Source organism: Arthrobacter sp. CAN_A1 (genome assembly GCF_015751665.1).
GTDB lineage: Bacteria > Actinomycetota > Actinomycetes > Actinomycetales > Micrococcaceae > Arthrobacter_D.
Genome location: NZ_JADOUR010000001.1, coordinates 278100 through 304013, shown reverse-complemented (window position 1 = coordinate 304013; position 25914 = coordinate 278100). Strand labels below are relative to the sequence as shown.

The 25914-nt window shown below is 66.0% G+C and carries 26 protein-coding genes; 9 read left to right on the top strand and 17 right to left on the bottom strand.

Annotated elements, in window-relative coordinates:
• The first annotated feature begins 26 nt into the window (after positions 1 to 26).
• Entirely contained in the window at positions 27 to 1688 is a 1662-nt protein-coding gene (locus IWX62_RS01520; protein WP_196839592.1) for a hypothetical protein, read from the top strand.
• A 37-nt stretch (positions 1689 to 1725) separates the two neighbouring features.
• Here IWX62_RS01520 and IWX62_RS01515 read toward each other — a convergent pair whose 3' ends face one another.
• From IWX62_RS01515 to IWX62_RS01500, 4 genes are all read right to left on the bottom strand, one after another.
• Entirely contained in the window at positions 1726 to 2553 is an 828-nt protein-coding gene (locus tag IWX62_RS01515) for a caspase family protein (protein WP_196839591.1), read from the bottom strand.
• 74 nt (positions 2554 to 2627) lie between these two features.
• Complete coding sequence (locus IWX62_RS01510; protein ID WP_196839590.1) at positions 2628 to 3737, bottom strand: GTP pyrophosphokinase; 1110 nt, start codon at positions 3735 to 3737, stop codon at positions 2628 to 2630.
• A 69-nt stretch (positions 3738 to 3806) separates the two neighbouring features.
• A complete protein-coding gene (locus tag IWX62_RS01505; protein ID WP_196839589.1) occupies positions 3807 to 4127 on the bottom strand; it encodes a hypothetical protein in 321 nt (106 codons plus the stop codon).
• Between the two features lie 61 nt (positions 4128 to 4188).
• Positions 4189 to 4533: a hypothetical protein gene (locus IWX62_RS01500; protein WP_196839588.1), complete on the bottom strand. Its 345-nt coding sequence runs from the start codon at positions 4531 to 4533 to the stop codon at positions 4189 to 4191.
• A 78-nt stretch (positions 4534 to 4611) separates the two neighbouring features.
• Here IWX62_RS01500 and IWX62_RS01495 point away from each other — a divergent pair, with 78 nt between their 5' ends.
• Positions 4612 to 5532, top strand: a complete 921-nt coding sequence (locus IWX62_RS01495) for an alpha/beta hydrolase (RefSeq protein ID WP_196839587.1) — start codon at positions 4612 to 4614, stop codon at positions 5530 to 5532.
• A gap of 77 nt (positions 5533 to 5609) precedes the next feature.
• Entirely contained in the window at positions 5610 to 6536 is a 927-nt protein-coding gene (locus tag IWX62_RS01490; RefSeq protein ID WP_196839586.1) for an ROK family protein, read from the top strand.
• Positions 6537 to 6593: 57 nt separating this feature from the next.
• Here IWX62_RS01490 and IWX62_RS01485 read toward each other — a convergent pair whose 3' ends face one another.
• Positions 6594 to 7193 (bottom strand): DUF6318 family protein, encoded by a 600-nt coding sequence (locus IWX62_RS01485; protein ID WP_196839585.1) that lies wholly within the window; start codon positions 7191 to 7193, stop codon positions 6594 to 6596.
• 198 nt (positions 7194 to 7391) lie between these two features.
• Here IWX62_RS01485 and IWX62_RS01480 point away from each other — a divergent pair, with 198 nt between their 5' ends.
• The 4 genes from IWX62_RS01480 (at position 7392) to IWX62_RS01465 (ending at position 10623) form a co-directional block, all read left to right on the top strand.
• Positions 7392 to 8318 carry a carbohydrate kinase family protein gene (locus IWX62_RS01480; protein WP_196839584.1) on the top strand — a complete coding sequence of 309 codons (927 nt, stop codon included), beginning with the start codon at positions 7392 to 7394 and terminating at the stop codon, positions 8316 to 8318.
• Positions 8319 to 8331: 13 nt separating this feature from the next.
• Positions 8332 to 8862 (top strand): YbhB/YbcL family Raf kinase inhibitor-like protein, encoded by a 531-nt coding sequence (locus tag IWX62_RS01475; RefSeq protein ID WP_196839583.1) that lies wholly within the window; start codon positions 8332 to 8334, stop codon positions 8860 to 8862.
• Between the two features lie 151 nt (positions 8863 to 9013).
• Entirely contained in the window at positions 9014 to 9826 is an 813-nt protein-coding gene (locus IWX62_RS01470) for an HAD family hydrolase (protein ID WP_196839582.1), read from the top strand.
• Between the two features lie 2 nt (positions 9827 to 9828).
• Positions 9829 to 10623, top strand: a complete 795-nt coding sequence (locus IWX62_RS01465) for a glycerophosphodiester phosphodiesterase family protein (protein WP_196839581.1) — start codon at positions 9829 to 9831, stop codon at positions 10621 to 10623.
• A 69-nt stretch (positions 10624 to 10692) separates the two neighbouring features.
• Here the strand turns inward: IWX62_RS01465 and IWX62_RS01460 are convergent, their stop codons facing one another.
• The 6 genes from IWX62_RS01460 to IWX62_RS01435 all read right to left on the bottom strand — a co-directional run bounded on the left by IWX62_RS01460 (position 10693) and on the right by IWX62_RS01435 (position 15756).
• Positions 10693 to 11562 carry a DNA-3-methyladenine glycosylase family protein gene (locus tag IWX62_RS01460; protein ID WP_196839838.1) on the bottom strand — a complete coding sequence of 290 codons (870 nt, stop codon included), beginning with the start codon at positions 11560 to 11562 and terminating at the stop codon, positions 10693 to 10695.
• 19 nt (positions 11563 to 11581) lie between these two features.
• Positions 11582 to 12577, bottom strand: coding sequence for a phosphotransferase (locus IWX62_RS01455; protein WP_196839580.1), 996 nt, complete (start codon positions 12575 to 12577; stop codon positions 11582 to 11584).
• Positions 12578 to 12683: 106 nt separating this feature from the next.
• Positions 12684 to 13064 carry a DUF7793 family protein gene (locus tag IWX62_RS01450; RefSeq protein WP_196839579.1) on the bottom strand — a complete coding sequence of 127 codons (381 nt, stop codon included), beginning with the start codon at positions 13062 to 13064 and terminating at the stop codon, positions 12684 to 12686.
• 55 nt (positions 13065 to 13119) lie between these two features.
• Positions 13120 to 13719, bottom strand: coding sequence for an AAA family ATPase (locus tag IWX62_RS01445; protein WP_196839578.1), 600 nt, complete (start codon positions 13717 to 13719; stop codon positions 13120 to 13122).
• A gap of 139 nt (positions 13720 to 13858) precedes the next feature.
• Positions 13859 to 14422 carry an RBBP9/YdeN family alpha/beta hydrolase gene (locus IWX62_RS01440; protein ID WP_196839577.1) on the bottom strand — a complete coding sequence of 188 codons (564 nt, stop codon included), beginning with the start codon at positions 14420 to 14422 and terminating at the stop codon, positions 13859 to 13861.
• Positions 14423 to 14427: 5 nt separating this feature from the next.
• A complete protein-coding gene (locus IWX62_RS01435) occupies positions 14428 to 15756 on the bottom strand; it encodes a uracil-xanthine permease family protein (RefSeq protein ID WP_196839576.1) in 1329 nt (442 codons plus the stop codon).
• Between the two features lie 75 nt (positions 15757 to 15831).
• Here IWX62_RS01435 and IWX62_RS01430 point away from each other — a divergent pair, with 75 nt between their 5' ends.
• Together IWX62_RS01430 and IWX62_RS01425 are read left to right on the top strand one after the other, a co-directional pair.
• Entirely contained in the window at positions 15832 to 16659 is an 828-nt protein-coding gene (locus IWX62_RS01430) for an SDR family NAD(P)-dependent oxidoreductase (RefSeq protein WP_196839575.1), read from the top strand.
• Positions 16656 to 18041, top strand: a complete 1386-nt coding sequence (locus tag IWX62_RS01425; RefSeq protein ID WP_196839574.1) for an aldehyde dehydrogenase family protein — start codon at positions 16656 to 16658, stop codon at positions 18039 to 18041. Before IWX62_RS01430 ends, IWX62_RS01425 begins: the two co-directional genes overlap by 4 nt.
• 50 nt (positions 18042 to 18091) lie before the next feature.
• Here the strand turns inward: IWX62_RS01425 and pgm are convergent, their stop codons facing one another.
• The 6 genes from pgm to IWX62_RS01395 all read right to left on the bottom strand — a co-directional run bounded on the left by pgm (position 18092) and on the right by IWX62_RS01395 (position 25855).
• Positions 18092 to 19726: a phosphoglucomutase (alpha-D-glucose-1,6-bisphosphate-dependent) gene (pgm, locus tag IWX62_RS01420; protein WP_196839573.1), complete on the bottom strand. Its 1635-nt coding sequence runs from the start codon at positions 19724 to 19726 to the stop codon at positions 18092 to 18094.
• A 62-nt stretch (positions 19727 to 19788) separates the two neighbouring features.
• Positions 19789 to 20436 (bottom strand): class I SAM-dependent methyltransferase, encoded by a 648-nt coding sequence (locus IWX62_RS01415; RefSeq protein WP_196839572.1) that lies wholly within the window; start codon positions 20434 to 20436, stop codon positions 19789 to 19791.
• 55 nt (positions 20437 to 20491) lie between these two features.
• The gene (locus IWX62_RS01410) at positions 20492 to 22015 is read right to left on the bottom strand and encodes a long-chain-fatty-acid--CoA ligase (RefSeq protein ID WP_196839571.1); all 1524 of its coding nucleotides are present in this window, start codon (positions 22013 to 22015) and stop codon (positions 20492 to 20494) included.
• Between the two features lie 154 nt (positions 22016 to 22169).
• On the bottom strand, positions 22170 to 23636 hold the full coding sequence (locus IWX62_RS01405) for a peptide MFS transporter (protein WP_196839570.1): 1467 nt from the start codon (positions 23634 to 23636) through the stop codon (positions 22170 to 22172).
• Between the two features lie 66 nt (positions 23637 to 23702).
• On the bottom strand, positions 23703 to 25106 hold the full coding sequence (locus IWX62_RS01400; protein WP_196839569.1) for an amidase: 1404 nt from the start codon (positions 25104 to 25106) through the stop codon (positions 23703 to 23705).
• Positions 25103 to 25855 (bottom strand): Type 1 glutamine amidotransferase-like domain-containing protein, encoded by a 753-nt coding sequence (locus IWX62_RS01395; protein ID WP_196839568.1) that lies wholly within the window; start codon positions 25853 to 25855, stop codon positions 25103 to 25105. The genes IWX62_RS01400 and IWX62_RS01395 overlap by 4 nt, the downstream gene beginning before the upstream one ends.
• Positions 25856 to 25914: the final 59 nt, after the last annotated feature.

Here is a 25914-nt window from a genome sequence, read left to right as displayed (position 1 = left end):
GCATCACGGGCAGGCCGGAGGAAGAGGTGCCGATTGTGGGCGTGATGCTCGGCCCAGGGAGCCACACCGGGGAGCTGCGCCCGCTGACCATCCTCGCCGAAGGTCCCTTCACGCTTGGCCGCGATGGTCCGATGACGACGACGCTCCGGGTGCCGGTTGAACGGGTCAGTGGAGGTCCGCGCGGGGCACGGTTCGACGTCGTCGTCCGCGGTCCCCACGGTAAACCGTTGGACCTGCTCCTCGGGGAGGACAACGACCCGTGGATGCTGATGGACGAGTGCCCGCCCCGCGATCTGGGGGAGCTGCTGGCCAACCGGCGGTTCCTCGCGCAACATACCTACGCGGTGGCAGCGTCGACCCTCGCCGCGTTCGAATCCACCCTGGGCCGCCGGATGGGCTGGGCCCGCGGACGGCGACTGAAAATCCACGCCTACGATACGGTGCCCTACGCCGACTCCGGTTACGACCGGGAGGAGGGAGTGATCAGGTTTGGGCATCGCAGGGATGGCAGGGAGCGGTTGTCCGTGCCGCTGGCGTTGTACCGGGACCTGGTGTCTCATGAGGTGACACACGCCATCCTCGCCGGCTACCGGACGCGCTGGTCGGATCAGTTCGCGTCCCTCGACCAGTTTGCCCTGCATGAGGCGATCGCCGATCTGGTGGCCATGCTGTCGGTATTCTCGTCAGCGGACCGGGTGGAGCAGTTACTGGACCCGCTGGGATCCGGGGTAACAGATCTGGCGGGGCTGGATGAGCAAATCCTGTTGAGCGGTCTGTTCAGTTTCGGGGACGGACTCTTCTCGCACGGACCGGCACGTCAGTCCATGCGGACTCCGGTACCCGGCGACTGGCGGACCCTGCCGGATCCGCATCGACGAGGGGAACCGATTGTTCAGGTCATCCTCAATGTGGTGGCACGGCTCTGGAAGGTCCGGCTGGACCAGCCCGGTGGCCGATCAAGTCTGTACCAGGTGGCGAAATCGGGGGCGAAGGTGGGCGAGCAGGTGCTGGCCATGCTGATTCGCGGACTGGGCTACATGGCGCCGGTGGATGTGACCTGGACCGACCTCCTACGGGGCATCCTGTCCGCCGATCTGGTGCTGGTGCCGCAGGACCGGTACCGCTATCGACAGGTGGTGCGGGACGCCTTCGCCGAAGTGGGAGTGACCACGGACCCTGACGAGCTGCTCTCCGGGACGGGTGCCATGAACAGCCTCAGGTATCCCGTGCGCCTGTCGGCGTTGGGAACGGACCCGGAGGAGATCGTCAGGTTCATCTGGGAGAACGGCGACCTGCTGCGGGAAACTGCGATGGACGAACGGCACTCAATCACCGTGGACCGGGTGCGCCCGAGTATCAGGCTCAGTCCCGACGGGTTCGTGGTGTCGGAGATCGGTGCCTCGTTTGTGCAGGAGTTCACCATCGGACGCACTGAAATGCGCCGCCTGGGTCTGACGGGCCCCGGGCCGGTGACGGTCAGGGGCGGCGGGTTGTTGCGCTTCGACGAGGGGGGCCACCTCTGTTACGCGGCGTTGAAACCGGTCTACGACGCCCGGCGGCAGCAGGACATCCGGGAGGCCAAGAGCCGTGACGCGGCGATGCTCGCGGAGATTACCGCCGCTGCAGGATCCCGGGCCGGCGGCGGAGCGGAGAAGCTCACGTTCCACCGGCAGGGTCGTGGACGGTAGCTGGTCCGCGCCCCGGTGTATCGCCTTGGTGTATTGCCTAGGGCGCCGTGCCCCACGCCAGGCTCTTGGCTGCCGCCGGCGCCTCCAGCTGGGCCCGTTGGGTGAACCGCCCGCCGCGCAGGTCCGCGCTGACCCGCTTCAGGATTTCCCGGCGGCTCTTGGTCGGGTCGTCCCTGAGCGCCTTGAGTAGGAAATAGCTGAAGGCACCGCTGTACCTGCCGGAGAAGTCGGCGTCGGCCGCCGTTTGATCCGACCGGCAGGCTGCGAAGAGGACGGGTTTGGCTTTCGTGTCTGACCGCACCAGATCGCGGAAAGCCCGCGGATCCGCTGACTCTGTCAGCTCAAGACCGAGCGGGGTGGGCGGCGGCACGAACCGCGGCCGCCGGGTGGGCAGCAGGTCCAGGGCCCTCAGGCCGGTGCCACTGTGGCAGGTGTCGAGGACGACGTCGAGCAGGACACCGTCGGGCAGGGTCCCCAGCAGGTCGTGCAGTTCGTCATCGAGAATGAGCGTGGCGGCGTCCCACTGGTCGCCCTTCTGCCGCATATCGAAGGTAACAAAGGCCTCGTCGGCGCCATCCGGTTCGTCTCCCGACGCGTCGAGCACCTGGGTGCCGTGGCTGGAGAAGGTGAACACCAGGTGATCCCCCGGTTTGGCCCGCTTGATCATCGCCTGCAACTTCCCGACGACGGCGGCCTTCGTCGCCTTCGAGTCCAGCAGCACCGTGACGTTGCGCTTCGCGAAACCGTACTGGTCCGTGAGCAGGGCGGCGAAATCCTTGGCATCGTTGACGCAGCCGTTGAGCCAGCCGTTGGTCGGGAGGTTCTCAAACTTGTTGATGCCGACACAGAGTGCGTACTTGGACATGGTGCAGTTCCTCCCGCAGGACCTGCCCCGTCGCAGGTAGGCGGAACCTTAGCTGAGCGGGCGTTACGGCGGCGTTACCGGTTGGCTTCGAGCGCCCGGTAGATGGCCATCTGCCGGTGCCTGCGCTGCAGGCTATCGCGCCGTGGCGATACCGCGGCGTCTGCGGCCTCGGCGGTCAGATCGAGGTGGCGTTCACCGTAGTGCCACAGCAGCACATCGTCGAGTAGCCGGTCCGGGCCCGGCGAGTACCGGTGATCCAGGGCGCGCCGCACCGAGGTGATGGTGTCCGCCTGGAGCAGCGAGGCGAGGGCCGTCGTCGTCGTCAGTCCGTGTGCGGCGAGCAACTCGGCTGCCCAGCCCCAGTTGTCGTCAGACTTCCGGTCGACGTGGGGGAGCAGGGTCTGCCAGACGTCCCGCACCCGGTTGGGGGTAAGCGGGGCGCTTCCTTCGCCGTCCTCGTCCCAGAACCCGGTGACCGTCTCATACCGTTCGTGGAGTTCCGCGAACGCCGACTCCACCGATTCGAGCATGGCCGCAGTTCCCGTGAACTGCCGGTCAAAGTAGGGGCTCCAGGCGCGCGGGTTGGAGGCCTTGAACCTGATGTCGTGTTCGATTTCTGACCAGGCGTGCGCCAGCACGGTGCGGATCTGCACCTCGAGCATGTAGCTTCCGCCTGCCTTTGCTGCAGGGTCAAGGGCCCGCTGGTACTCCTTCACGGCGTCGCTCTGGATTGTCCTCAGAATCAGGTGCCGGCTTGAGTAGCCGTAGGTGCCGGACTCGATGGTGCCGATGTCCTTTTCGCGGTCACCGCGGCAGTCGAACTCCTGGCGTTGCCGCTTGATCAGGTTGGCTGCAACGTCCACCTCGTGCGGCAAGGTGGTGATTACCCGGACCCCGACGACGTCGGTCAGGTTGCGCAGCGGGTCAGGGAACACGAGGGTGGGGAGGTCCCCGGGTACGGCTGCAGCGAGCATCCGTGAGGCCTTGTCGCGGAACGACTGGACGGTTTTGGTCCGGGCGGTAACGAACAGGGGGCTCAACTCGGAGCCGACAAAGATCTCCTGGATCCCTGCCTGCATCTGCCGGGTCACCTCTTCAAGGCGCGGGCGCACACGTTCGAACTCGCGGGTGCTCGCTTCCACCGCGGGGCGGAGACGGTCATCCAACTGATCCCAGGCGCTCATAGAGACTCCTCCGACGATGGCTTCAGGCCATCCTATCGGCCGGGTCTGACAGTCCCGCCGGAGGGAGGGCTAGAGGGGGCCGCCGATCTGTCCCTGGCGGGCGGCGGTCGGCATGGAGTGGCTGTCGATGGGCCGGTCGTCGTCCTGGGTGGTCGCCTGCCGGGTGTCGTAGCTGCGCGCCGTATTCAGGTCGCGGGATCGCATCCGCAGCCCGGTGATCACCAGAGACAGTCCGCCCAGCAGGAGGACCGCTCCCACACTGAAGAGGGCGATAGTGCCACCCTCGGCGGTGCCGTTGAACACCTCAAACAGCGCGGTGGGTAGGACGAAGATGGTCGCTACCAGAGCGATGCCGCCGGCGACGAGCCGCCAGGTTCCTGTGCTGTGCATGGTTCCCCCTTGGTTGGTCTGTCCATTTAAGCACCGGGGTCACCACAACGGAAGGGATGGGCTAGAGCGAACCGAGATCCCCGGCACATCTGACCGGGGCCATGTCGGGGGTGCTGACAGAGCTGCCCCCGTAGGTTGTCCCGCGCCGCGGATCGAAACCCGGCGAGTCGTACCCGAGCGAATCGTAGGTGCGTACGGTGTTGAGGTCCCGGGACCGTGCCCGTAAGCCACTGATCAGGAGGAACAATCCGCCGCTGAGGAGAGCCGCTCCGGTCGCGAGCAGAAAAATCGAGGCTTCTAAGGCAGTCCTGTTGATAACGTCAAAAACTGTTGTCGACAGAATCAGGAGCGTTGCCGCGAGGGCCGCGCTGCCGGCGACGAGCCGCCGTGTTCCGGTGGTCTGCATGATTCCCCCTTGATTGGTTTGTTCATTCAAACATCGGGATGACCACAAGGGAAGGGCAGGTGCGGCTACGCTTCCGGTGTGGACTACCTACCCCGACGCACGCTGCTGAGTGCAGCTGGCACCCTTTTCGCCGCGACTGCCGCAGCAGCACTCGCAGGTTGCGCCCCCGGTGCGCCCGCCGGCCCCACCCAGAATCCGGAGGACCCTGTGACACCGCAGCGCTACACCTATGGTGACGATCCGAGCCAGTTCACCGAGCTGTATCTCCCGGTGGGCCAGCGCAGGCCCGGCGTCGTCATCATCATTCACGGCGGCTACTGGGGCGCCGGCTATGGACTGGATCTGGGCCAGCCCCTTGCCGAGGACTTGGCGTCCCGCGGTTATGCCTGCTGGAATCTTGAGTACCGGCGGGCCGGCAACGGGGGTGGCTGGCCGGAGACTTTCGACGACGTGAGCTCAGGGATTGACCTCCTCGCGACCGCGGCAGCGGAGCATGGACTCGATCTGGGCACGACGACGGCGCTCGGCCACTCGGCGGGAGGCCACCTGGCGGTGTGGGCTGCCGGACGGTCGACGCTTCCTGACGGCGCACCCGGGGCCGGGACGCCGCTGGTGCCGTTGACCGGCGTCGTCAGCCAGTCGGGGGTCCTGAACCTCGCCGAGGCAGATGAGCTGGCGCTGGGCGGGGGAGCGGTGCGGAACCTGTTGAGCGTAGATTCTGACGGGGACCCCGAACGGTACCGGCTGGCCGACCCAATGACAGCGATTCCCCTCGCCGTTCCGGTGCTGGCCCTGCACGGGGAGGAGGACTCGACGGTGCCGCTCAGCCAATCGGAGAGTTACGTGACCGCTGCGGATGCCGCTGGAGCTGACGCGGAGTTGATCATGATTCCCGGCGATCACTTCGCCATGATCACGCCCGGCACCGACGCCTGGACACAGGTGGTGCAGGCAGTGGATCGGCTGATGGCGCCGTCGAAGACGTTGCCCGACCGGTAACGCAGCGGACCGCAACGCATTACTGTTGATCCGGGTTCGGGGATACCGTAATCAGACCGACTGAAAGGCGCCCATCGATGAGTGGCACCACCCTTGCCGTGCTTGAAATTGGAGGCACCCACCTCACCGCCGCGCTGGTGGAATCCGGAACGTGGCGCATTGACCGGGAGTCTCTGGCCCGCGTTGACCTGCAGGCCCAGGGCACCGCGGCGAGCCTGGTCGAGGAGATCGGGGTTGCCGCCGACGCACTCGGGGGAGCACCAGGAGCCACCTGGTCGGTGGCGATCCCCGGACCATTCGACTACGAGCAGGGGATCGGCCGGTTTGAACACGTGGGGAAGTTCGACAGCCTGAACGGCTTCAATCTCGGTGCCGCCCTGATGGAGCGCATCACCCCCACCCCCGGCATCATCCACTTCCTCAATGATGCCGACGCTTTCGGGATCGGCGAGTACGCGCTCGGCGCCGCCCGCAATCGTGAACGTGCCATCTGCATCACCCTGGGGACCGGCGTCGGGTCAACGTTCCTGGTCGATGGGACACCCGTCAGCACCGGTCCAGCAGTTTCTCCCGATGGGAGCATCCATCACGAGCTGTATCGGGGCAGTCCGCTGGAGAACACTGTGTCCCGCAGGGCCATCCGCGCGGCTTTTGCTGAGGCCGCCGGGGTGGATCCGGGAACGGGCCCCGATGTTCACATCATCGCCGACCTCAGCCGCTCCGGTGATGAGACCGCGCGGCGGGTGCTGGACGCCGCATTTGGCGCCCTCGGGGAAACCCTGGCGGTGGTGATCAGGCGCTTCGATGCTGGGATCCTTGTGATCGGCGGGTCCATGTCAAGGTCCTGGGATCTGGTGGAGCCCGCCATCCGCGCCGGACTGAGGCTGGTGGATGAGCGCCTCGAGGATTTCACGATCGAACAGGCAATCCTGCCCGACGACGCCGCACTGGTGGGGGCCGCCTACTGGGCCTCACAGCGAGAGCGAGAGCGAACCGGCGGGTAGGCTGTGCGGAAAACCCGGCCCGGTCGTCAACGGCCTGCGCTGACGACCGGAACCTGATTACTCGGACGGAATTTCCACGTCGGGGGTCTCTTCGAGGTAGGTGGCCTTCCAGGCGCCGTCCGTGTAAACAACCGTCGCCGAGTAGATGGTGCCGGCGGGGTCGAACGGGCGGGTTTCCTGAACCTCGCCCGCCTCATCGAACGAGGTGTAGGCATCAGGGTTGACGGTGATCAGGGCGTCAACCTCAACGTCTTCGGCCACCTCATCAGCGGGGGTGGTGACGATGATCTGCTTGACCTTCGGCTGTCCGCCGAGAACCCAACCGCTATCCTCGTAGATAGCCGCAAAGTCTTCGGCCTCGGTAGCCGCTGCTTCGGCGCCATCAAAGGCGGCGAGGAGCTGTTCGGTCTCCCCGGTGCGCTGGTTGTAGGACTTCAGCTCGAAGACGTGGTGGAGGAATGCCCGCGCGCCTTCGGGGCTTGCCTCGCCCATCAGGTCGTTTGTTTCCGGTGGCTGAATGTTCTGCGCGGGCGCGGTCGAGCTCGCGGGGGTGGGAGCCGCAGCCTCCGAAGGGGCAGCGGACTCGGTGGATTCGCCGCACGCGGTCAGCGTGGCAAGAGCGATGACGGCGATGGCCGCGGCATTTCTGATCTTCATGGATTCCCCAACAGGTAGTAAGTTTTCTGGCTCCGCTCGGGGCGGCCCGCTCATCCAGTCTAACCGTAGCCTTAGGCAACTAGGCACGGGATGGTGTCCGCTGTGTCGGAGATCACACCCAGTAAACGAGTGTTGGCCTGGTGAACCCCTCGGCACCCGGCGGGGTCGTCTACCGGGTGGGGATGCTAACTTGTTAGCGTGCTCACCGTGATCGGGGAAACCCTCATAGACGAAGTCATCAGCGATGTCGCTTCACCTCGCGCCCACGTGGGTGGGAGCCCGATGAACGTGGCCGTGGGGCTTGCCCGGCTGGGGCACCCCTGCCGGTTCATCGGCCGCTGGGGGGACGACGAGTATGGCCGGATGATCCACGAGCACTTGAGCAGCAACTCGGTGTTGACACCGATGGGGCAGGACCGTCACCCCACAAGTATTGCCACTGCCCGCCTGGATCCCGCCGGCGGAGCCTCCTACACGTTCCAGCTTATTTGGGACCTCCCCTCCGTCCGTGCGCAAAGCGACCAGATCCTCGACGGCACCACCCTCCTGCACACCGGCTCGATTGCCGCCATGCTGGAGCCGGGGGCAACCGAGGTGCTCGCCGTCGTCCAGCACGCCCATCCGCTGGCGACCATTTCCTACGATCCGAACTGCCGGCCGAGCATCGTCAAGGACGTGGGCTTCGCCCGCGCTCAGGCCGAGAAATTTGTCGCACTCGCCGACGTCGTCAAGGCCTCCGATGAGGACCTTGAGTGGCTTTACCCGGGCCAGGACGTGTTCGAAACAGCCCGGCAATGGCTCGCTCAGGGCCCTGCGATGGTGGTGGTGACGCGCGGCTCCCTCGGTCCGTGGGCCGTCGTGGCACGCGGCGAAACCTCGGTCCCGGCCCCCGCCACCCAGGTGGTGGACACCGTCGGCGCCGGAGACTCATTCATGTCGGCGTTGCTGGGCTCGCTGGTGGACCGCGGCCTCGTCGGCGCGCACCAGCGGAATGAGCTTCGCCACCTATCCGTTGAGCAGTTGGAAGCAGTCCTCGCCTATGCAGCAAAGGCGGCGGCAGTAACCGTCTCACGTGCCGGTGCCAATCCACCGGTGCGCAGCGAGCTAGTAGCAGACCCCCAGTGAAACAGGAGCAGTTATGACCCGCGATCCTTACGCAGACCTCCCCGCAGTCCCCGACTTCAGCCTCACCAGCACCGACGTCGAGCACAACCAGCCGTTGGACATCAGGCACGCCTCGGGGGCAATGGGCATCGAGGGCGGTCGGGATCTGTCGCCCCAGCTGTCCTGGAGCGGGTTCCCCGAGGGAACTAAAAGCTTTGCCGTGACGGTCTACGACCCCGACGCCCCAACCGCCAGCGGATTCTGGCACTGGGCGGTCTTCAACCTTCCAGTGGGCACCACATCCCTGCCGTCCGGTGCCGGCGTGGACGGCAGCACCGACCTGCCCGAGGGCGCAGTTCAGTTGAAGAACGACGGCGGCTTCAGCGGTTTCATCGGTGCGGCGCCTCCGGCCGGTCATGGGCCACACCACTACCACGTGGTGGTGCACGCAGTAGACGTGGAAGCCCTTGAGGTGCCCGCAGAAGGCAGCAACGCCTATCTGGGGTTCAACCTCTTCTCGCATACCCTCGGACGCGCCCGGCTGATCCCCACCTTCGAGCAGTAGGACGCGCCGGCCGGCCGTCCTGGACAGAAGCCAGCGGCCTCGCCCAGGACGGCCGGCATAACCCGCTGATCCGGTCAGTTCCGCCGGGGTCGGCGCAGGTAGGCTTAGATAGCCCTGCTGTTTGAACGCCCGTTTATTGAGGAGTACCTGCATGCGCCTGGTCGCCAGCGACATGGACGGAACGATCGTCGGCCACGACGGCAGGATCAGTCCCAGGACAATCGAAGTGTTCCAGGCCTGCCTGGACGCTGGAGTCGAGGTTGTGTTCGTCACCGGCCGACCCCCGCGGTGGCTGGACCCGCTACGGGAACAGCTAGGGCACCGCGGCACAGTTATCTGCTCCAACGGCGCAGTGACCTACAGCCTTCACGAAGAGAAGGTATTGAGCGCCCATCTCCTGGAGCACAGCAACATTCTTGCCGCCCGCGAGATCATACTTGATCTCTACCCCGCCGCCTCCTTCGCCGCCGAAACAGTCAACGGCTTCCACATCGAGCACGGGTTCGCCGAGGAGGGCGCGGTGGAACTGCTCGCCGGCGCCGTTGCGATGCCGCTTGCGGATTCCCTTGCGGGAGAGCGAGTGATCAAATTCCTGGCCCGGGAACGCGACGTATTGCCCGATCACTTCCTGAATACTGTCCGACCCGCAGTGGCCCACCTGGTCACCGCCACCCACTCGGCGCCCAGCATCGCCCTGCTGGAGATGTCGATGCCAGGCATCGACAAGGCGGTCACCCTCGCCGAGTTCGCCGCGACCCGCGGGATCAGCCAGGCCGACGTCGTCGCCTTCGGGGACATGCCCAATGACGTCCAGATGCTGGGTTGGGCCGGCACCGGTTACGCGATGGCCAGCGGGCACCCGGAAGCGATCGCCGCAGCCGACCTGCTGGCCCCGGCTTTCGAGGATGATGGCGTGGCGCAGATCCTTGAGGAGCGCCTGGCCGAGCTGAAGGCCGCCCGCTAGGGATGCTCCCCTACCTGCGGAACGTCGGACCGGACGGGGAACAGCGGAGGCTGGCCCTCTCTCATCGCGGGTTCTCACCCGATGGGCTGGAAAACTCGATGGCCGCCTTCTCCGCAGCAGTGGAGCTGGGCTTCGGCTATCTGGAGATTGACATCCGCACCACCAGCGACGGAGTGGTCATGGTCTTCCACGACGAACTGCTCGATCGCGTGTGCGACGCCGTGGGCCCGCTGGCTGATCGCACGCTGGAGGACCTGGGATCCGTCCTCATCCAGGGCGTCGAGCCGATTCCCACCCTTGAACAAGTGCTGACCCGGTGGCCAGCCATGAAACTGAACATCGACATCAAGGACGACGCCTCAGTGGAGCCGTTCGTTGAACTGGTGGAACGGCTGGGGGCGCATGAGCGGGTGCTGGTTGCGTCCTTTTCGGACCGTCGGCGGTTGCGGGTGCTGAAACTGCTGACCCGTCCGGTGGCATCATCGGCTGGGAGGGTATGGTCGGCGTCGCTCTGGCTGCTGAGTCCGCTGGGTCAGACGCGCCGCCTCGCGCGGTTGGCCCGGGTCCATTGCCTGCAGGTCCCGGTGCGGCACGCAGGGGTGGTGGTGGTGACTGAACGCTTTGTCAGGCGGTGCAGGAAGGCTGGCCTGCCGCTTCACGTCTGGACCATCAACGACGCCGAGTCGATGGATCGGCTTCTTTCGTTGGGCGGCGGCGTGGACGGGCTGGTGTCCGACCGTGCAGACCGCCTGGCCACGGCCATGCAGCGCAGCGGTCAGTGGCCCCAGGGCAGCTGACCCGGGCAACCGGTTGGCCATGCGGGGCCAGGAAAGTGCCTCTCCCGCAGACGCGTTGTCGGGCAATCACTACCGTGCAGTTGCGGCACTTTTCTGGCCGGTTGTAGTGGCTTCAGTCCAGAGGTGGAACAGTGCATACGCGCGGTAGGGTCGCCACTGCTGGGATGCGGCGTCGGCGTCGCTGATGCTGGGGTTGCCCATGGCCCGGCGCAGCACCAGGTCTCCCGGCGTGAAGGCGTCCCGATCGCCAAGCACCCTGACCGCCAGATAGTCGGCCGACCACGGGCCAATCCCGGGAATAGCCAGCAGCGCCTTCCTGACTGCAACGGGGTCACCGTGGAGGGCGAGCCCATCGCAGAAGGCACGGGCAACATGCTGCACTGTTGCCCCGCGCGTGCGGGTAACGCCGACGGCGCCGCGAAGGTCCTCCGCCGGGGCCGCGGCGAGTATCCAGGGAGTGGGAAAGGTGGTCAGCCCTGCGTCGCCCGGAGTTCCGTAGGCGGCGGCCAGCCGTCCACCGAAGGTGCCAGCAGCAGCCACCGAGACCTGTTGGCCGAGGACGGTCATGATGGCAGCCTCGAATGGTTCTGGGTATCCTACGGCGCGCAAGCCAGGGCGTCGGCGGACCAGTGGGCCGAGCAGCGGGTCCGGGTCGAAGGCCCGGGCCACCTGGTCAAGGTCGGTGTCCAGGTCAAGCCAGCGCCTGACCGTCGCTGTCAGGGCGGGGAGTTGGCTGGCTGGCGCGGTGGTGGTGACTGTCACCCCTGACGGGTTGACGGTGACTGTGGCCGCGTACTGGCCGGTGGGTGTGGTGAGGAGTCGGGTGTGGGACAACCCGGGTGCGTCGGGGATCTCGCAGCCGGGGATGAAGTGGTTGGCGAGCAGGGAAACCATCGGCACCACGTCGATCGACCCGTTGGCCGCCAGCGAAAATTCCATCACCCGGCAAGCCTACGGCCTACCGAAGCACCGGATCGGTCAGGGTCCTCAGGTAGCCGAGGGCGTGCGGGCCGTACTGGGCCATCGAGGCGTTGTCGGCGTGAATCAGGAGCCGCAACCACGACCCATAACGGTGCAGCCGCGCCAGCTGGAGGGCCGGCTCCAGTGCGAGTCGCAGCTCGGTCATTGGAGCGTAGTCTGTCCAACACTCCAGGTAGGCGGTAATGACTTGCCGGATCCGCGCGTCGTCAGGCGTGGTCTGCCACTGTTCCTGCATCACGGTGAGAGGAACATAGAGCGAACTGAAGGGGTGCGCCCAATAGGAGTCGCCGAAGTCGAAGAACCGCAGCGGGGCGGTGGTGGTGACGGGGATGAAGGCATTGCCCGAGTGGAGGTCGTTATGTTCAAGGCTCAGCGGGACTCCCGAAGCCAGGACGGTTGCAGCAGCCCGCTCAAGGGCAGGAATGCTGGCGAAGACACCGTCGGCAGCCTGTGCTGAGAGATGCAGGGGATGCTCGGGCGGCAGACCGGTGTGAAGGAGTAACTGGTTGCTGGCGAAGTTCCCGGCTACTGAGGGATCCATGCTGACCAGGCCTACGGCGGCCAGCGGGGCGCCGTGGGGGATGAGCTCCCGTTGGAGGTCGGCGAAGTCTTTCACCACCCGGACCCACAGTTGGTAGTCGGCTGAATTGAGGGAGGCGAGGGTCTTCCCATGGTCGGGAGTGAGCAGCCAACCCTTGGCTGGTTCGATGGCCAGAGGCGCTGCCACCTGATCGGGTATCAGTTCGGACATGCGGGCCACGAGGGCGGCCTCAGCGAACTGGCCGGGATTGTTTTCCTTGAACCAGAGGCGTCCGTGATTGGTTGGCACGGTGAGTTGAGTGGACCAGAACCGGGTTCGGGTCGGCTCCAGCGGGCCGGTCTGCGTGAGGTTGCAGCTTTCGAGCACCTGGGTAATCCACTGCTGCACTCCAACCCGCCATTCAGCTGAAGCCCACACCTGCTGCAGATCCATCAACTGGTCTCCCACCCTGACCCGCCCAGCAAACTGATCCTCAACATCACACCAGTTTAGGCACTGCCCAGGACACCGCGGCTGACGCGCACGCAGCGGTGTCGGGTCAGGCGAAGGTTTCGAGCCAGTCGAGCGCTTCGCCCTCGGAAGTGAAGAACTGGGCCGGGTGTGCCGCATTATCGGCAAACGCTGCCACCACACGGTCCACTGGATCCTCGCCAACCAGCGCGATGGCAGTGATGCCCTCCTCATCGCAGAAGGCCCGGCGCGCGGCGTTGGTGAATGCCACGGCAGTCATGCTCATGAGGATCCGGCGCGTTCCGGGGTTGAGGAGGGAAGCATCGAGGGTGGCTCGGGCATCCTCGATAGTGGCCACGGTGGAGGGGCGCCACCACACGTGCAGGACGCCGTCCTCACGCAACAGGAGTTGTCGCGTTGCGGCGCCGGCCGCAGGGCGGTCAGTGCAGGTGGGAGAAGAAATGTTCATAGTGTGCCTCGACGTTCCAGCCATTCAATTGAAGATTAAAGTAGCTGTCTGTGGGTTACTTCGTCGCAGGCGATCTTTTGGATGTGTCAGTTTCTGCTGCATGTTCGGTGGCGAGGCCAATCACCGCCGTGGCCACCTGGCTGACATCACGTCCCTCCGTTGAAATGACTGCATCGTCCGCGTTGGCCTCCTCCAGAATCGCCTGTAACTCGCCGGCCCGATGCAGGTGCCACTCCAATGCAGGATCGAGGGAGCCGTGACGATGACGGAGCCTGTCCCGGATTGTGGCGGGCTGGGCGTCCAGGCGAATCGCCATGAGGGGGCAGCCCAGCGCCAGTTCGTATTGCTGACGTTGCGCGGAGCCCTCGATCACCCCGGCGAGGATCAGAACGGTGGGGCCCGCCGCACGGAAATTGGTCACCAGGGCGGCAAGGTTGGCCAGCTCAAGGTCGCGGTTGAACGGATCACCGGACGGGGCAGGCCAGGCATAGCGCAGCCAGTCAAGATCGACTACCGCGTGGGGTACGCCGTCGGCGGCCAGGAGAGCTGCGGCCGCCTGGGCGACCGATGTCTTACCCGCCCCCACGGTTCCGTTGAGGAAGACGCACCTGAACACTCCATCCCGGAACACCCCGACCCGCATCGTTTCGCCCATGGCCCAAGCCTAATCCGGTTGCGGAGCTCCCCACCGGACTTCCGTGGGGCTAGCGTGTGGTCACGACAAACGACGACGACCTCCGAAGCCTGTCACTGGCGCTCCCGGAAACTTGCCAGGGGCGCGGCCGGGCTGCGCGCTAGTCGCGGACAGCCGTAGTAGCCAGTCCAACGAGTTCCGCCTCAACCTCGGGGAAGGTCAGGTAGCCGTCGTCGGACCCGAAATGCCCGCCCCCGGGGACGATGACCAGCCTGCCACCGAGCCTGTCCGCGAGGCTGGCGGTTAGCGCCGGAGTCACCACTGGGTCATTGTCTGATCCGATCACCGTGCAGTGGGAGATCTCCAGCCGGTCGACAAACTCGTTGCCGGTGGTAAAGCTGTCGAGGAGAGGGAGAGAGTCGAGAGGCTCAGCGAATCCGGCGACAAGGATCAGGCCACCGAGCGACCAGCCCGGGTCCAGTGACGCCAGGAAGCGGAGTGCAGCGATGCAGCCGAGGCTGTGGGCGACGATCACGGTCCCGGCCGAAGGGCGGCCGATGGACTCCTGGAGGGCGGCAATCCACCCGGCTGTGGTGGGCTCGTTCGGCGTGGGCAGTTCGAGCACAGTGACGCTGTCCTGAGGCGACGGGAAGCGGGACGTCAGCCAGGGAAACCAGTGCTCGCCGGGAGACGCCTGGTACCCGTGGACCACGAAGATGTCCATGCTGCTCAGCCCAGCTTCGACGGGCGGGACCCCTTGTCGGAGGCGTCGACGTCGTCGGGCCCGGTGACATGCTCACTGCCGCGCCAGCGGGCCAGGCTGTTCATTCCGTGGTAGATCACGAGGGTTGCGGCTGTGCCGAGGGCGATGCCTTCGAAAGTGAGTTCCCCGATGGTCCAGGTGAAGTTGGCGATGCCGACGACCAGTGCCACGCCAGCGGTCGACAGGTTGATGGGGTTGGAGAAGTTGACCTGGTTCTGCACCCAGATGCGGACCCCAAGGATGCCGATCATGCCGTACAGCACCACCCCGGCTCCTCCGAGAACACCGGCGGGGACAGTGGCGATCAGTGCCCCGAACTTAGGGAAAAGGCTCAGGAGGATGGCAACGATTCCCGCCACCCAGTAGGCCGCCGTCGAATAGACGCGGGACGCCGCCATGACGCCGATGTTCTCCGCGTAGGTGGTGGTTCCGGAGCCGCCGCCGGACCCCGCGAGCATCGTGGCGAGGCCGTCGGCCATCAGGGCGCGCCCGGTTACCGGGTCAAGATCGCGTCCGGTCATCGCGGCCACCGACTTCACGTGGCCAATGTTCTCGGCGACGAGGACCAGGACTACCGGAATGAACAGTCCCACCACTGACAGGTGGAACTCGGGGGTCTGGAATGGGGGAAGGCCGATCCAGGCGGCGTCGCCGATGGCAGCGAAATCCACCTCTCCGCGCACCATGGCGACGATGTAGCCGGCGACAACGCCCACAAGTATGGAGAGCCGCCCGAGGATTCCCTTGAACAGGACGGTCACCAGGAGGATAACCACCACGGTGATGACTGCGGTCAGGGGTGCCTGCTCGAAGCTTGATTTTGCTGTGGGGGCCAGGTTCAGGCCGATCAGGGCGACGATGGCACCGGTGACGATCGGTGGCATCACCACCTGGATCCACCGGGACCCAGCCTTGTGCACAATGGCGCCGATGACCGCCAGGACCGCACCGGCCATGATGATCCCGCCGAGCGCGCCTGCCGCTCCGTGCTGGCTCTGGGCGGCGGCGATCGGCGCGATGAAGGCGAAGCTCGATCCGAGGTAGCTGGGAACTTTCCCTGCGGTGATGATCAGGAACAGGATGGTTCCGATGCCGGAGAACAGGAGGGTGGTAGCTGGCGGGAACCCGGTGATCAGGGGAACGAGGAAGGTTGCGCCAAACATTGCGACCACATGTTGCGCGCCGATGCCCACCGTCCGGGGCCAACTCAGCCGCTCATCCGGGGCGACAAACTGCCCCGGCAAAACGTTCTTCCCATCGCCGTGGAGTGTCCAAGAGGTACCGAGCCTGCTCATGGCTGTGCCTTCCAAAAGATGTGGGGTGGTCTGTCGGAAATCCTACAGTCCGCCGCGGGATGTTACGTTGCACTCATGTCATTCACTGTCGAAGGCCGAATAGTCCTCATCACCGGTGCTGCCAGCGGGATGGGCCGGTTGTACGCGGAACGCGCGGTCAGGGAGCGGGCCGCCGCCGTTGTCCTCTGGGATGTTGATGCCGAGGCGCTCCACGAGACTGCCGATTCCCTCGGGGGCGCGGGGTCCTCGGTGCACAGCTACGTCGTCGACCTCGCCTCGCTCAGCGAGATCACTGCGGCGGCAGCGGCCGTCAGGAACGACGTCGGGATCCCAGCTGTACTGATCAATAACGCGGGCATTGTGCGGGGGAAGTACTTCTGGGAGCACGAGCAGGAGGCGGACATCGCGCTGGTCATGCAGATCAACACCCTCGCCCTGATGCATCTGACCCGGGCGTTCCTGCCGGAGCTCATCGCGTTGCGCGAGCAGGCACGAATCCTCAATGTCGCGTCAGCGTCCGGCACTCTGTCGGTCCCCCGGATGAGCGTCTACACGGCATCGAAGTGGGCGGTGATCGGGTGGAGCGACTCGCTGCGCCTTGAACTGCGCGAGGCCGGTCACCGCCACATCAAGGTCACCACGCTGATTCCCAGCTACATCCGGACGGGCATGTTCGAGGGGGCAAGGGGCCCCCTGCTGACGCCCCTGATGGACCCGGCCGACGTCGTCGACAAGGCCTGGCGGGCGCTGCTCGCCGGGCGTCCCCGCCTCCAGTTACCGTGGTCGGTGGCACTGGGCAGCGCGCTGCGGGGCGTCCTGCCGCAGCCGGTGTGGGATGTGGTCGCCGGGCGGGTGTTCAAGGTGTACAGCTCCATGGAGCACTTCACGGGTCGCGCACAGTGACCCTCTCATCGGGGGTCGGGGCGGCGACGGCCGTGGCCCGGCTGCGCCGGACGTTCGACGCCGGGACCACCCGCCCCCTGGACTGGCGGCGGGCCCAGCTCAAGGGGCTGATCCGCTTGTTCGCCGAGCGGGAGGTGGATCTTACCGACGCCCTGCACGCCGACCTGGGCAAGAGCCGCCTGGAGGGACTGGTTTCCGAACTTTCGCTGGTCAGGGCCGAAGCCGAGTATGCCCTGCAGCACCTGACCGCGTGGGCCACAGCCGAACGCGTACCGGTGCCGGCCGGGCTGCTGCCGGCGGCGGCACACCGGCAGGCACAGCCACTGGGCGTGGTGCTGATCATCGGTCCCTGGAACTACCCGGTGCAACTGCTCCTGTCACCTCTCGTCGGCGCGCTCGCTGCAGGAAACTGCGCGGTCCTGAAACCGAGCGAACTTGCCCCCGCCACGTCGGCGGTGATCGCCGACCTGCTGCCGCTCTACTGCGATGACACTGCCGTGACCGTGATGGAGGGCGGCCCCGAAGTGAGCACCGAGCTGCTCAGCCAGCAGTACGACTCCATCTTCTTCACCGGGGGAGCACGCGTCGGAAGGATCGTCGCCCATGCCGCGGCTGAGCAGCTCACCCCGGTCACGCTCGAGCTGGGAGGCAAGTCTCCCGCCGTCGTCATGGACGGGAACCTCCGCGCGGTGGCCCGGCGGCTGATCTTCGGCAAGTTCCTTAACGCTGGCCAGACCTGCGTGGCACCCGATTACGTGCTGGTCACAGCGGGGCTCGAAACGCAGTTGCTGCAGCACCTGAAGGAGGCGCTCGCCGAGTTCTATGGAAGGGATCCGCACCGCAGCGCCGACTACGGGCGAATCATCAACGAGCAGCACTTCGACCGGTTGGTGGCACTTCTCGGCAGCGGCACCGTCTACACCGGTGGGGCCCACGACCGGGCCATCCGATACCTTGAACCCACACTGCTGACGGCTGTCCGGCCGGACTCTCCGGTGATGCAGGAGGAAATCTTCGGACCCATCCTGCCCATCCTGGCGGTCAGCGGGATGGACGAAGCCGTGAACTTCATCAACTCCCGTCCCAGTCCGCTGGCGGCGTACCTGTTCAGCAACGAGTCGACTGCGCGGCAGGACTTTGAGGCACGGGTGCGTGCCGGCGCGATCGGCCACAACGCCTGCAACCTGCACCTGACGGTGCCCGGACTGCCCTTCGGCGGGGTGGGGGACAGCGGCACCGGCGCGTACCATGGCCGCTATTCCTTCGACACGTTCAGCCAGCTGCGCGGGGTGCTGTCCAAGGGCACCGGAATCGACACCCTACGGCTGGCCTACCCGCCGCACACCGGTCTGAAGAGGTGGCTCCTGCGTCGGCTCCTCTGAGCTGGCCGCGGATTTACCCACACCAGCCCTTCCCGGTTCGGGCCACGGGGTTAGCCGCCGATGACCCCGTCGACCAGGGCCTTTGCCTCAGCCTGGACCTGCACCAGGTGGTCGGCACCCTTGAAGGACTCGGCGTAGATCTTGTACACGTCCTCGGTCCCCGACGGGCGGGCAGCGAACCACGCGTTCTCGGTGGTGACTTTCAGCCCACCGATCGACGCCCCGTTGCCCGGCGCGGTGGTCAGCCGGGCGGTGATGGCCTCGCCGGCGAGGGTGGTGGCCGAGACATCCGACGGGGATAGCTTCCCCAGCGCTGCCTTCTGCTCCCTCGACGCCGCCGCGTCGATCCGGGCATAGACGGGCGAGCCGAAGCGGTCGGTCAAGCCGGTGTAGTGCTGCGACGGCGTGCGTCCGGTGACAGCAGTGATTTCGGAGGCCAGCAAGGCCAGCAGAATGCCGTCCTTGTCGGTGGTCCAGGGCCCACCATCGTGGCGCAGGAACGACGCTCCAGCAGATTCCTCCCCACCGAAGGCGAGGCCGCCGGAGAGCAGGCCCGGTACAAACCACTTGAAGCCCACGGGGACCTCTTCGAGGGACCGTCCCAGCTCGGCGGCCACCCGGTCAATGATCGACGACGAAACAAGGGTTTTCCCGACGACGGCGTCCGCCCGCCATTGCGGACGGTTCCGGTAGAGGTAGTCAATGGCCACGGCAAGGTAGTGGTTGGGGTTCATGAGCCCCGCATCGGGGGTGACGATCCCGTGCCGGTCGGCGTCGGCGTCGTTCCCGGTGGAGATATCAAACTCCGACGACCGTGCAATCAGGGAGGCCATGGCCGACGGGGAGGAGCAGTCCATCCTGATCTTTTCGTCCCAGTCGAGCGTCATGAACGCCCATTGGGGGTCGACGGCAGGGTTGACCACGGTCAGGTTGAGGTTGTGGGTTTCACCGATGGCACCCCAGTAATCGACTGCCGCCCCGCCCATGGGATCGGCGCCGATATGCAGTCCGGATGCCCGGATGGCGTCAAGGTTGAGGACGGTGGGCAGGTCCTCGACGTAGTGCTGCAGGAAGTCGTAGGAGCCGATGCCCTCCGCCTGTAGCGCCTGGCTTGCGGGGACGCGCCGAACCTCGCGGAGCCCGCCTTCCATCAGGGCGTTGGCCCGGTCGGCGATCCAGTTGGTCGCGTCCGAGTCCGCGGGGCCGCCGTGCGGAGGGTTGTACTTGAATCCGCCGTCGCCGGGAGGATTGTGCGAGGGGGTGATGACGATCCCGTCGGCCTGATCCGCGCCGCGGGCGTTGTAGGCAAGGATCGCGTGGGAGACGGCAGGGGTGGGGGTGTAGGCGCCGCGCGCGTCCACCTTGACCGTCACCTGGTTCGCGGCCAGGACCTCAAGGGCCGTCTGCTGGGCCGGTTCGGACAGCGCATGGGTATCCCGCCCCATGAACAGGGGGCCGGTGATGCCCTGCCCCGCCCGGTATTCGACGATCGCCTGGGTGATCGCAGCGATGTGCCCCTCGTTGAACGACGCCTTCAGGGAGGACCCGCGGTGACCCGACGTGCCAAACGCCACCCGCTGTGCAGGGTTGCTCAGGTCCGGGACAACGTCGAAATACGCGTCCAGAAGAGAGGAAATATTGACGAGATCGCTGGGGAGGGCGACTGTGCCCGCTCGGTTTGCCATTGCTACAGCATGCCAAAGAACCGTGACTATTACAGCCCCGGGCCACAAATGCGCTGCGTGTTTCAGCGCCCCGGTCCACCAGCTGAGGGCTTACGGGCGTTGATCCTTTCAATGGTGCCTGCCTTGAGGCGTTCCACCTCGACCACGGTGAACCCGGCAGCGCGCACGAGGGGTAGCTGGCGGCGGGTGAAGTGTTCGCCGGCGGCCCGGATCGTGAACCGTTCCAGCAGCCATTGCAGCACGTACACCGGGGGCCAGGTGCTGGCCACGTGATCGAGGAGGAGTAGCCTCCCGCCGGGCACCAGTACCCGCCAGGCCTCATGGATGGCGGCCTCCGGAGCGGGAATCCCGCAGAGCGACAGTCCACAGATCACGGTATCGAATGAGTTGTCGTCGAACGGCAACTGTTCGGCGTCGGCTACCCGCAGGTCCGCGTCGCGGCCCAACCGTTGTGCACGGTCAACTGCGACTGCGAGCATGGCCGGGCTGAGGTCAACCCCGGTCACCTGCACATCATTCGGAAGGTGAGGAAGGCTCAGTCCCGTACCAATGGCAACCTCCAGGACCCGGCCAGCTGCCCGGGCACCCAGCCATTCGCGGCCGCCCCCAAACCAAACCCGGTCCAGGAAGGCGATCTGCCGGTCGTAGGTCCCGGCGTTCCGTTCCCAGGCGCGCAACACCCTGGCGGTCTGGTCACCTGGTGCGCTCATGATGGGCCTCCCTGCCCGTTCCCCGCGACCTCCGGTCAGGCAGGCAGCCCGGCCGCTAGACCTGGATCTCGCGTTTGAGGATCTTTCCCGTCGGCCCCTTGGGGAGGGCCTCCACGAGCACCACCCTGCGGGGGTACTTGTACGCGGCAACCCGCTCCTTGGCGAATTCGAGGATTTCGGAGCTCAGCCGTTCCCTGGCGTCGTCGTCAGCCGGCGCGAGTTCGGCCTTGATGCCCACCACCGCAACAATCTCCTCACCCTGAAGGTCGTCCGGAACGCCGATGACTGCGGCTTCCGCGACGGCGGGGTGCTCGTAGAGCGCCTCTTCCACCTCGCGCGGGTAGACGTTGTAACCCCCGCGGAGGATGACGTCCTTCTTCCTGTCGACAATGAAGATCGCCCCGTCCTCGTCGAACCGTGCCAGATCACCGGTGCGGAACCAGCCGTCAGGGATGGCAGCAGCCGTGGCATCGGCGTTGTTCCAATACCCCTTCATCACGCAGTGACCCCGAACAGCAAGCTCACCCACCTCGCCGGTGGGCACCTCCAGTCCGTCAGTGTCCACCATCCGCACCTCGACGCCGTCCACAGGGGTCCCGATCGAACCCGGTTTGCGGACCGTCCCGCGCCTGTTGAAGCTGACAATCGGTGATGTCTCGGACAGGCCGTACCCCTCAAGCAGTTCAGCAGTGAAGACCCGTTCAAACTCGTGAAGCACCTCGACCGGAAGCGCCGACCCGCCCGACACGGCCACGCGCAGCGATGACAGGTCGGTCCCGGCCACCGACGGATGCCGCAGCATGGCGATATACATGGTGGGAACACCCTCGAAGATCGTCACGTGGTCGCGTGCGATGATCTCCAGTGCCTTCCCGGGCTCGAACCGGGGGAGTAGCGTCACCGTGGCGCCGGTCAGCATCGCCGCATTCAACGCACAGGTCTGCCCGAAAATATGGAAGAACGGGAGCCCGCCGAAGAGCACGTCTCCTACTTTCGTGCCCATCAGGTCCCGCGATATCTCGGTGTTGCGGTGCAGATTGGAGTGGGTCAGCGCCGCGCCCTTGGGCCGGCCGGTGGTCCCCGAGGTGTAGAGCAAAACCGCAGTGTCATCAGCATCAACTGTTGCGACCACAGGGTCCGGTTCTACGGCTCCCAACTGCTGCATGAACGTCGCCCCATCGACAGCGATGACCTCCAGCGCGCCGCCCTGATCGTCAGCCGACTGTTCCGCGCCCTTCGTTGCCTCAGCGACAATTCCCTCCCAGGCAAACACCAGCCGCGCACCTGAGTCGGTCAGGTGGTAGGCCACCTCGCGGGCCTTCAGCAGGGGGTTGAGGGGAACCACCACCGCACCGAAGCGTAGGACGCCGTAGTAGATAAATGCCATCTGTGGAATATTCGGCATGATCAACGCCACCCGGTCCCCACGCCGTACGCCCTTCTGCGCCAGCAGCCGGGATACCCGCTGACTCCACCCGTCCAATGCGGCAAAGGTGAGTTCGACGTCGTCGAGCTTGATGCCCACCGCGTCCGGGTGCACCAGGGCAGTCGACGCGAGGTTGTTGGCGAGGTTGGGCACGTGATCTCCTTCGATCATTGCGGGTTACCGGTGAGTAACAGTCTTATTCATGACACGGCGGCGCGCAATACCGGCCGGGGCCCGCAGCACCTGCCACAACGACGACGGCGCCCGCCCCGGTGCAGGGACGGACGCCGTTCGGCCAAAGGGTGGGCTACCGGACCCCGGACATCAGCTTCTTGATTGCTGGAGTTGCTGCGACTAGGAGGAGGCCCAGCACGATCGCGGTAGTCCCGCTGAAGGAGAAGTAGGGAATCTCGTTGTCCTGGTCGTAGTAGCCAGCCAGGATGCCCGACACCGTGGTGCCCAGGGAAATGGACAGGAAGTTCAGGGCCACCATTTGGGTCCTGAACGTGTCCGGCGCCAGCTTGGTGGCCACCGAGAGGCCAATCGGGGAGAGGAACAGCTCGGCGAACGTGAAGAACAGCAGGATCATGGCCAGCGCCAGCAGCGGTGTGCTGTTCGCGCCACCGCCCGAGAACGGAATGAACATCAGGAAGGCGATACCCATGAAGATCAGGCCAAGGGCGAACTTGAGCGGCGACGACGGCTGCCGGGATCCCAGCTTGGTCCACAGCGTCGCGAAGACCGCCGCAAACAGGATGATGAACGCCGGGTTGATGGATTGCACCCAGGCGGCCGGCATGGTCCAACCGAGGATTTCCCGGTTGAGGCTCTGCTCCGAGTACAGGAGCACCACAGTGAACTGCTGCTGGAACAGGGCCCAGAACGCCGCGCTCGCGAGGAACAGCGGCATGAACGAATACACCCGGCGGCGTTCCAGGGCGCTGACCTTGGGGCTGCGCAGGATCACCGTGAAGTAGGCGACTGTGGCGATGATCGCCGCATAGGCCATCAGGTCCGCCAGGTTGTCGGGGGTGACCGCACCGGTCAGGATGGCCACCGCGACGGCGATCAGGAAGGCGACGGCGATCAGCAGCCACTTGCGGTACTCGGAGGATGGCAGCGGGTTCTCCACCGCATGCGATTCCCGGGGGAGGCTCTTCCGGGTCAGCGTGTACTGCACCAGCCCGATGCCCATCCCCACTGCCGCAGCACCGAAGCCCACGTGGAAGCCCCAGCTTTGCTGCAGCCAACCAGTGATCAGCGGGCCGATCAGGGCGCCGAGGTTGATGCCCATATAGAAGATGGAGAAGCCGGCGTCGCGCCGTTCATCCCCCTGCCGGTACAGGGTGCCGACCAGCGAGGTGGCGTTGGCTTTCAGCCCGCCGGAGCCGATGCCCACGAGGATCAGGCCCACCGTCAGACCCGCGCCGCCGGGCAGCACAGCCAGGGCGATGTGGCCGAGCATGATCATGATTGCCGAGTAGAACAGGACCTTTTCAGACCCCAGGACCCGGTCGGCCAGCCAGGCGCCGAGGATGGTAGAGAGGTAGACCCCGCCGCCGTACGCCCCGACCAGGCCAGCGGCAACGCCCTGGTTGATCGCCAGCCCACCCTCGGTGACGCTGTAGGTCATGTACAGCAGGAGGATGGCCTGCATCCCGTAGAAGGAGAAGCGCTCCCACAGTTCGATACTGAACAGATTGGCCAACATTCGGGGGTGGCCCATGAATGTTCTTTCCGCCGGACGGGCGGACGTCTCAGATGATGTGGTCATTTATCCCATGGTGCCACGGGCCTTTGGCTACTGAAACGGACCCGGCCGACGCCGCAGCCGTTACGTTCAGGCGCCCCGCGCCTCAAGCTGCGCCGAAACCGCCAGCAGCTGAGCCTCAGCGCTGGGGCGTCCGATCAGCTGGATTCCCATGGAAAGACCACCGTCGGTGGTCAGGGTGGGCAGGGTGATCGCCGGCAGTCCACACACGTTCACCATCGACGTAAAGGGCGAGTACTGGCACTGTTTCATGTAATCGACATCACCCTCATCTGACTCGTACCACCCGATCGGGCGGGGCGTCTGGCCTAGCGCTGGCGTCAGAATGAGGTCATACCGCGAGTAGTCGGCAATGGTCTGCTGCTCAAACTGCCGAAGCGTGTCGACGGCGGCGACCAGGTCGGCCGCGCTGCGACCCAGGGCACGGCGCCGCATGTCACGGGCGAGCGGGCTGAGCAGTGCCTCGCGGTCCGGCGGGATGGGTGCGGTTGCCAATGCTGCGGTCCAGACCAGCTGGAAGGCCTCGTGGTAGCGGGGGTCGTAGCTGATGTCGGCGTCGACCACATCATGGCCGGCGGCGCCCAGGGCGGCGATGCCCAGCTCGTAGGCAGCCTGCGCCGCGGGGTCCAGGACAATGTCATAGGCGCTGGCGAAGGGGGAGACTGTGCTTGCCCCGATCCGGAACGTCCCGTCCGCCCGCAGGGCGGCGTCGAGGAATGATGTCGATCCCGGCACCGCGCTGGTGGCCCGGTGGTTTGGTTCGGCCACCATCGCATCCAGGAGCAGCGCAGCGTCGGCGGTGGTCCGGGCCAGGGGCCCGGCCACCACGAACTGGCCCAGGTCCGCTTGCCCGGAAAGGGACGGAATTCGCCCCCGGTTGGGTTTCAACCCGATCAGGCCGGTCGCTGAAGCGGGAATGCGCACTGATCCGCCGCCATCGCTGCCCGGCGCAAACGGAATCATTCCGGCGGCGACGGCCGCAGCGCTGCCGCCGGACGATCCGCCGGGGCTAAGCGACGGATCAAGCGGGTTCCTGGCTGGCGGGGCAATCGTGTTTTCGCTGTGGCAGCTGAGCCCGAATTCGGGCACCTGGGTCTTGCCGAGACTGATGCCCCCAGCTGAACGCAGAATGGCTGCCAGTGGAGAGTCCGTTGTCGCCAGCACAGGGTCCATCGCCGCCGTGCCGTAGGTGGTCAGGACGCCAGCGACGTCGGTCAGGTCCTTGTGCGCCAACGGCATGCCATGGAGCACCGGCAGGTGACCGCCCGAACGTGCCGACGACGCCTGACGGCTGTCCGCTGCATCGGCCTCCCGGAGAGCCTGGTCAGCGGTGATGGTGATGAAGGACCCCAATCGGGGATTGAGCTCTCCAATCCGGCTGAGGTAGTGGGAGGTCAATTCGCGGGAGCCCAGTTCGCCGCGCGCGATCGCGTCCCTCTGGGCCAGCGCGGTCAGGTCGTGGAGCGCCGTCACTGGATCTGTCCCAGCAGCCGGGGCTCCATACGCTCCTCGACGGCAACCGCATCGACGCTTTCCCCGGCGCCGGCACGGACAATGTAGGCGCCCTTGCCCGGGGTTTCGCTGACTGCCTCCACCAGGGTGGTGCCGTGATACACCAGGCCCACGCCGTCGTCGGTGCAATGGGTTTCTCCGAGTGTGCCGTCGGCGACCATCCGGTGGATGAGCGGACGTCTGCGCTCCTCTGAGTCGTAATGCACGCCGTTGCCGTAGGGGAGGAAGCCCAGCCCGTTGGTGACTGGCTGCAGGTCAGGACCGAAGGAATCAGTCGCTCCACCCTGGAACCAGCACAACGACCCGGCGGAAACCCCGCCAAGGACCACCCCGGATTGCCAGGCCCGGTGGAAGAGCTGGTCGAGGGTATGGACGCGCCAGACGGCCAGCAGGTTGGCCACCGATCCACCGCCGACCCACACCACGTCCTGCGACAGCAGGTGATCCTCCATCGGATCGATGTTCGGCATGGTGAACAGGTTCAGGCACGCTGCGTCAAAGCCTGCAATCCGCGCGGCCTCGGTAAACCGTTGGTTCCACTCCCTCGAGTCTCCGCCAGCCGTGCCCACGTAGGTGACCCGCGGGGCCCGCCCGGTGACACCGGACAGTTCAACTGCATGGTGCAGGAGCAGATTGAATTCGAGGTCGACCCGGAGGCCCCTGCGGTACCCCCCAGAGGTCGCGAGGATGGTGGGGCGGTCAGCTGGCATTGTTACCTCCCGGTTGGGTGCAGCATGGTGGGTACGGCTCGTCTTCCACTATAGGCTTG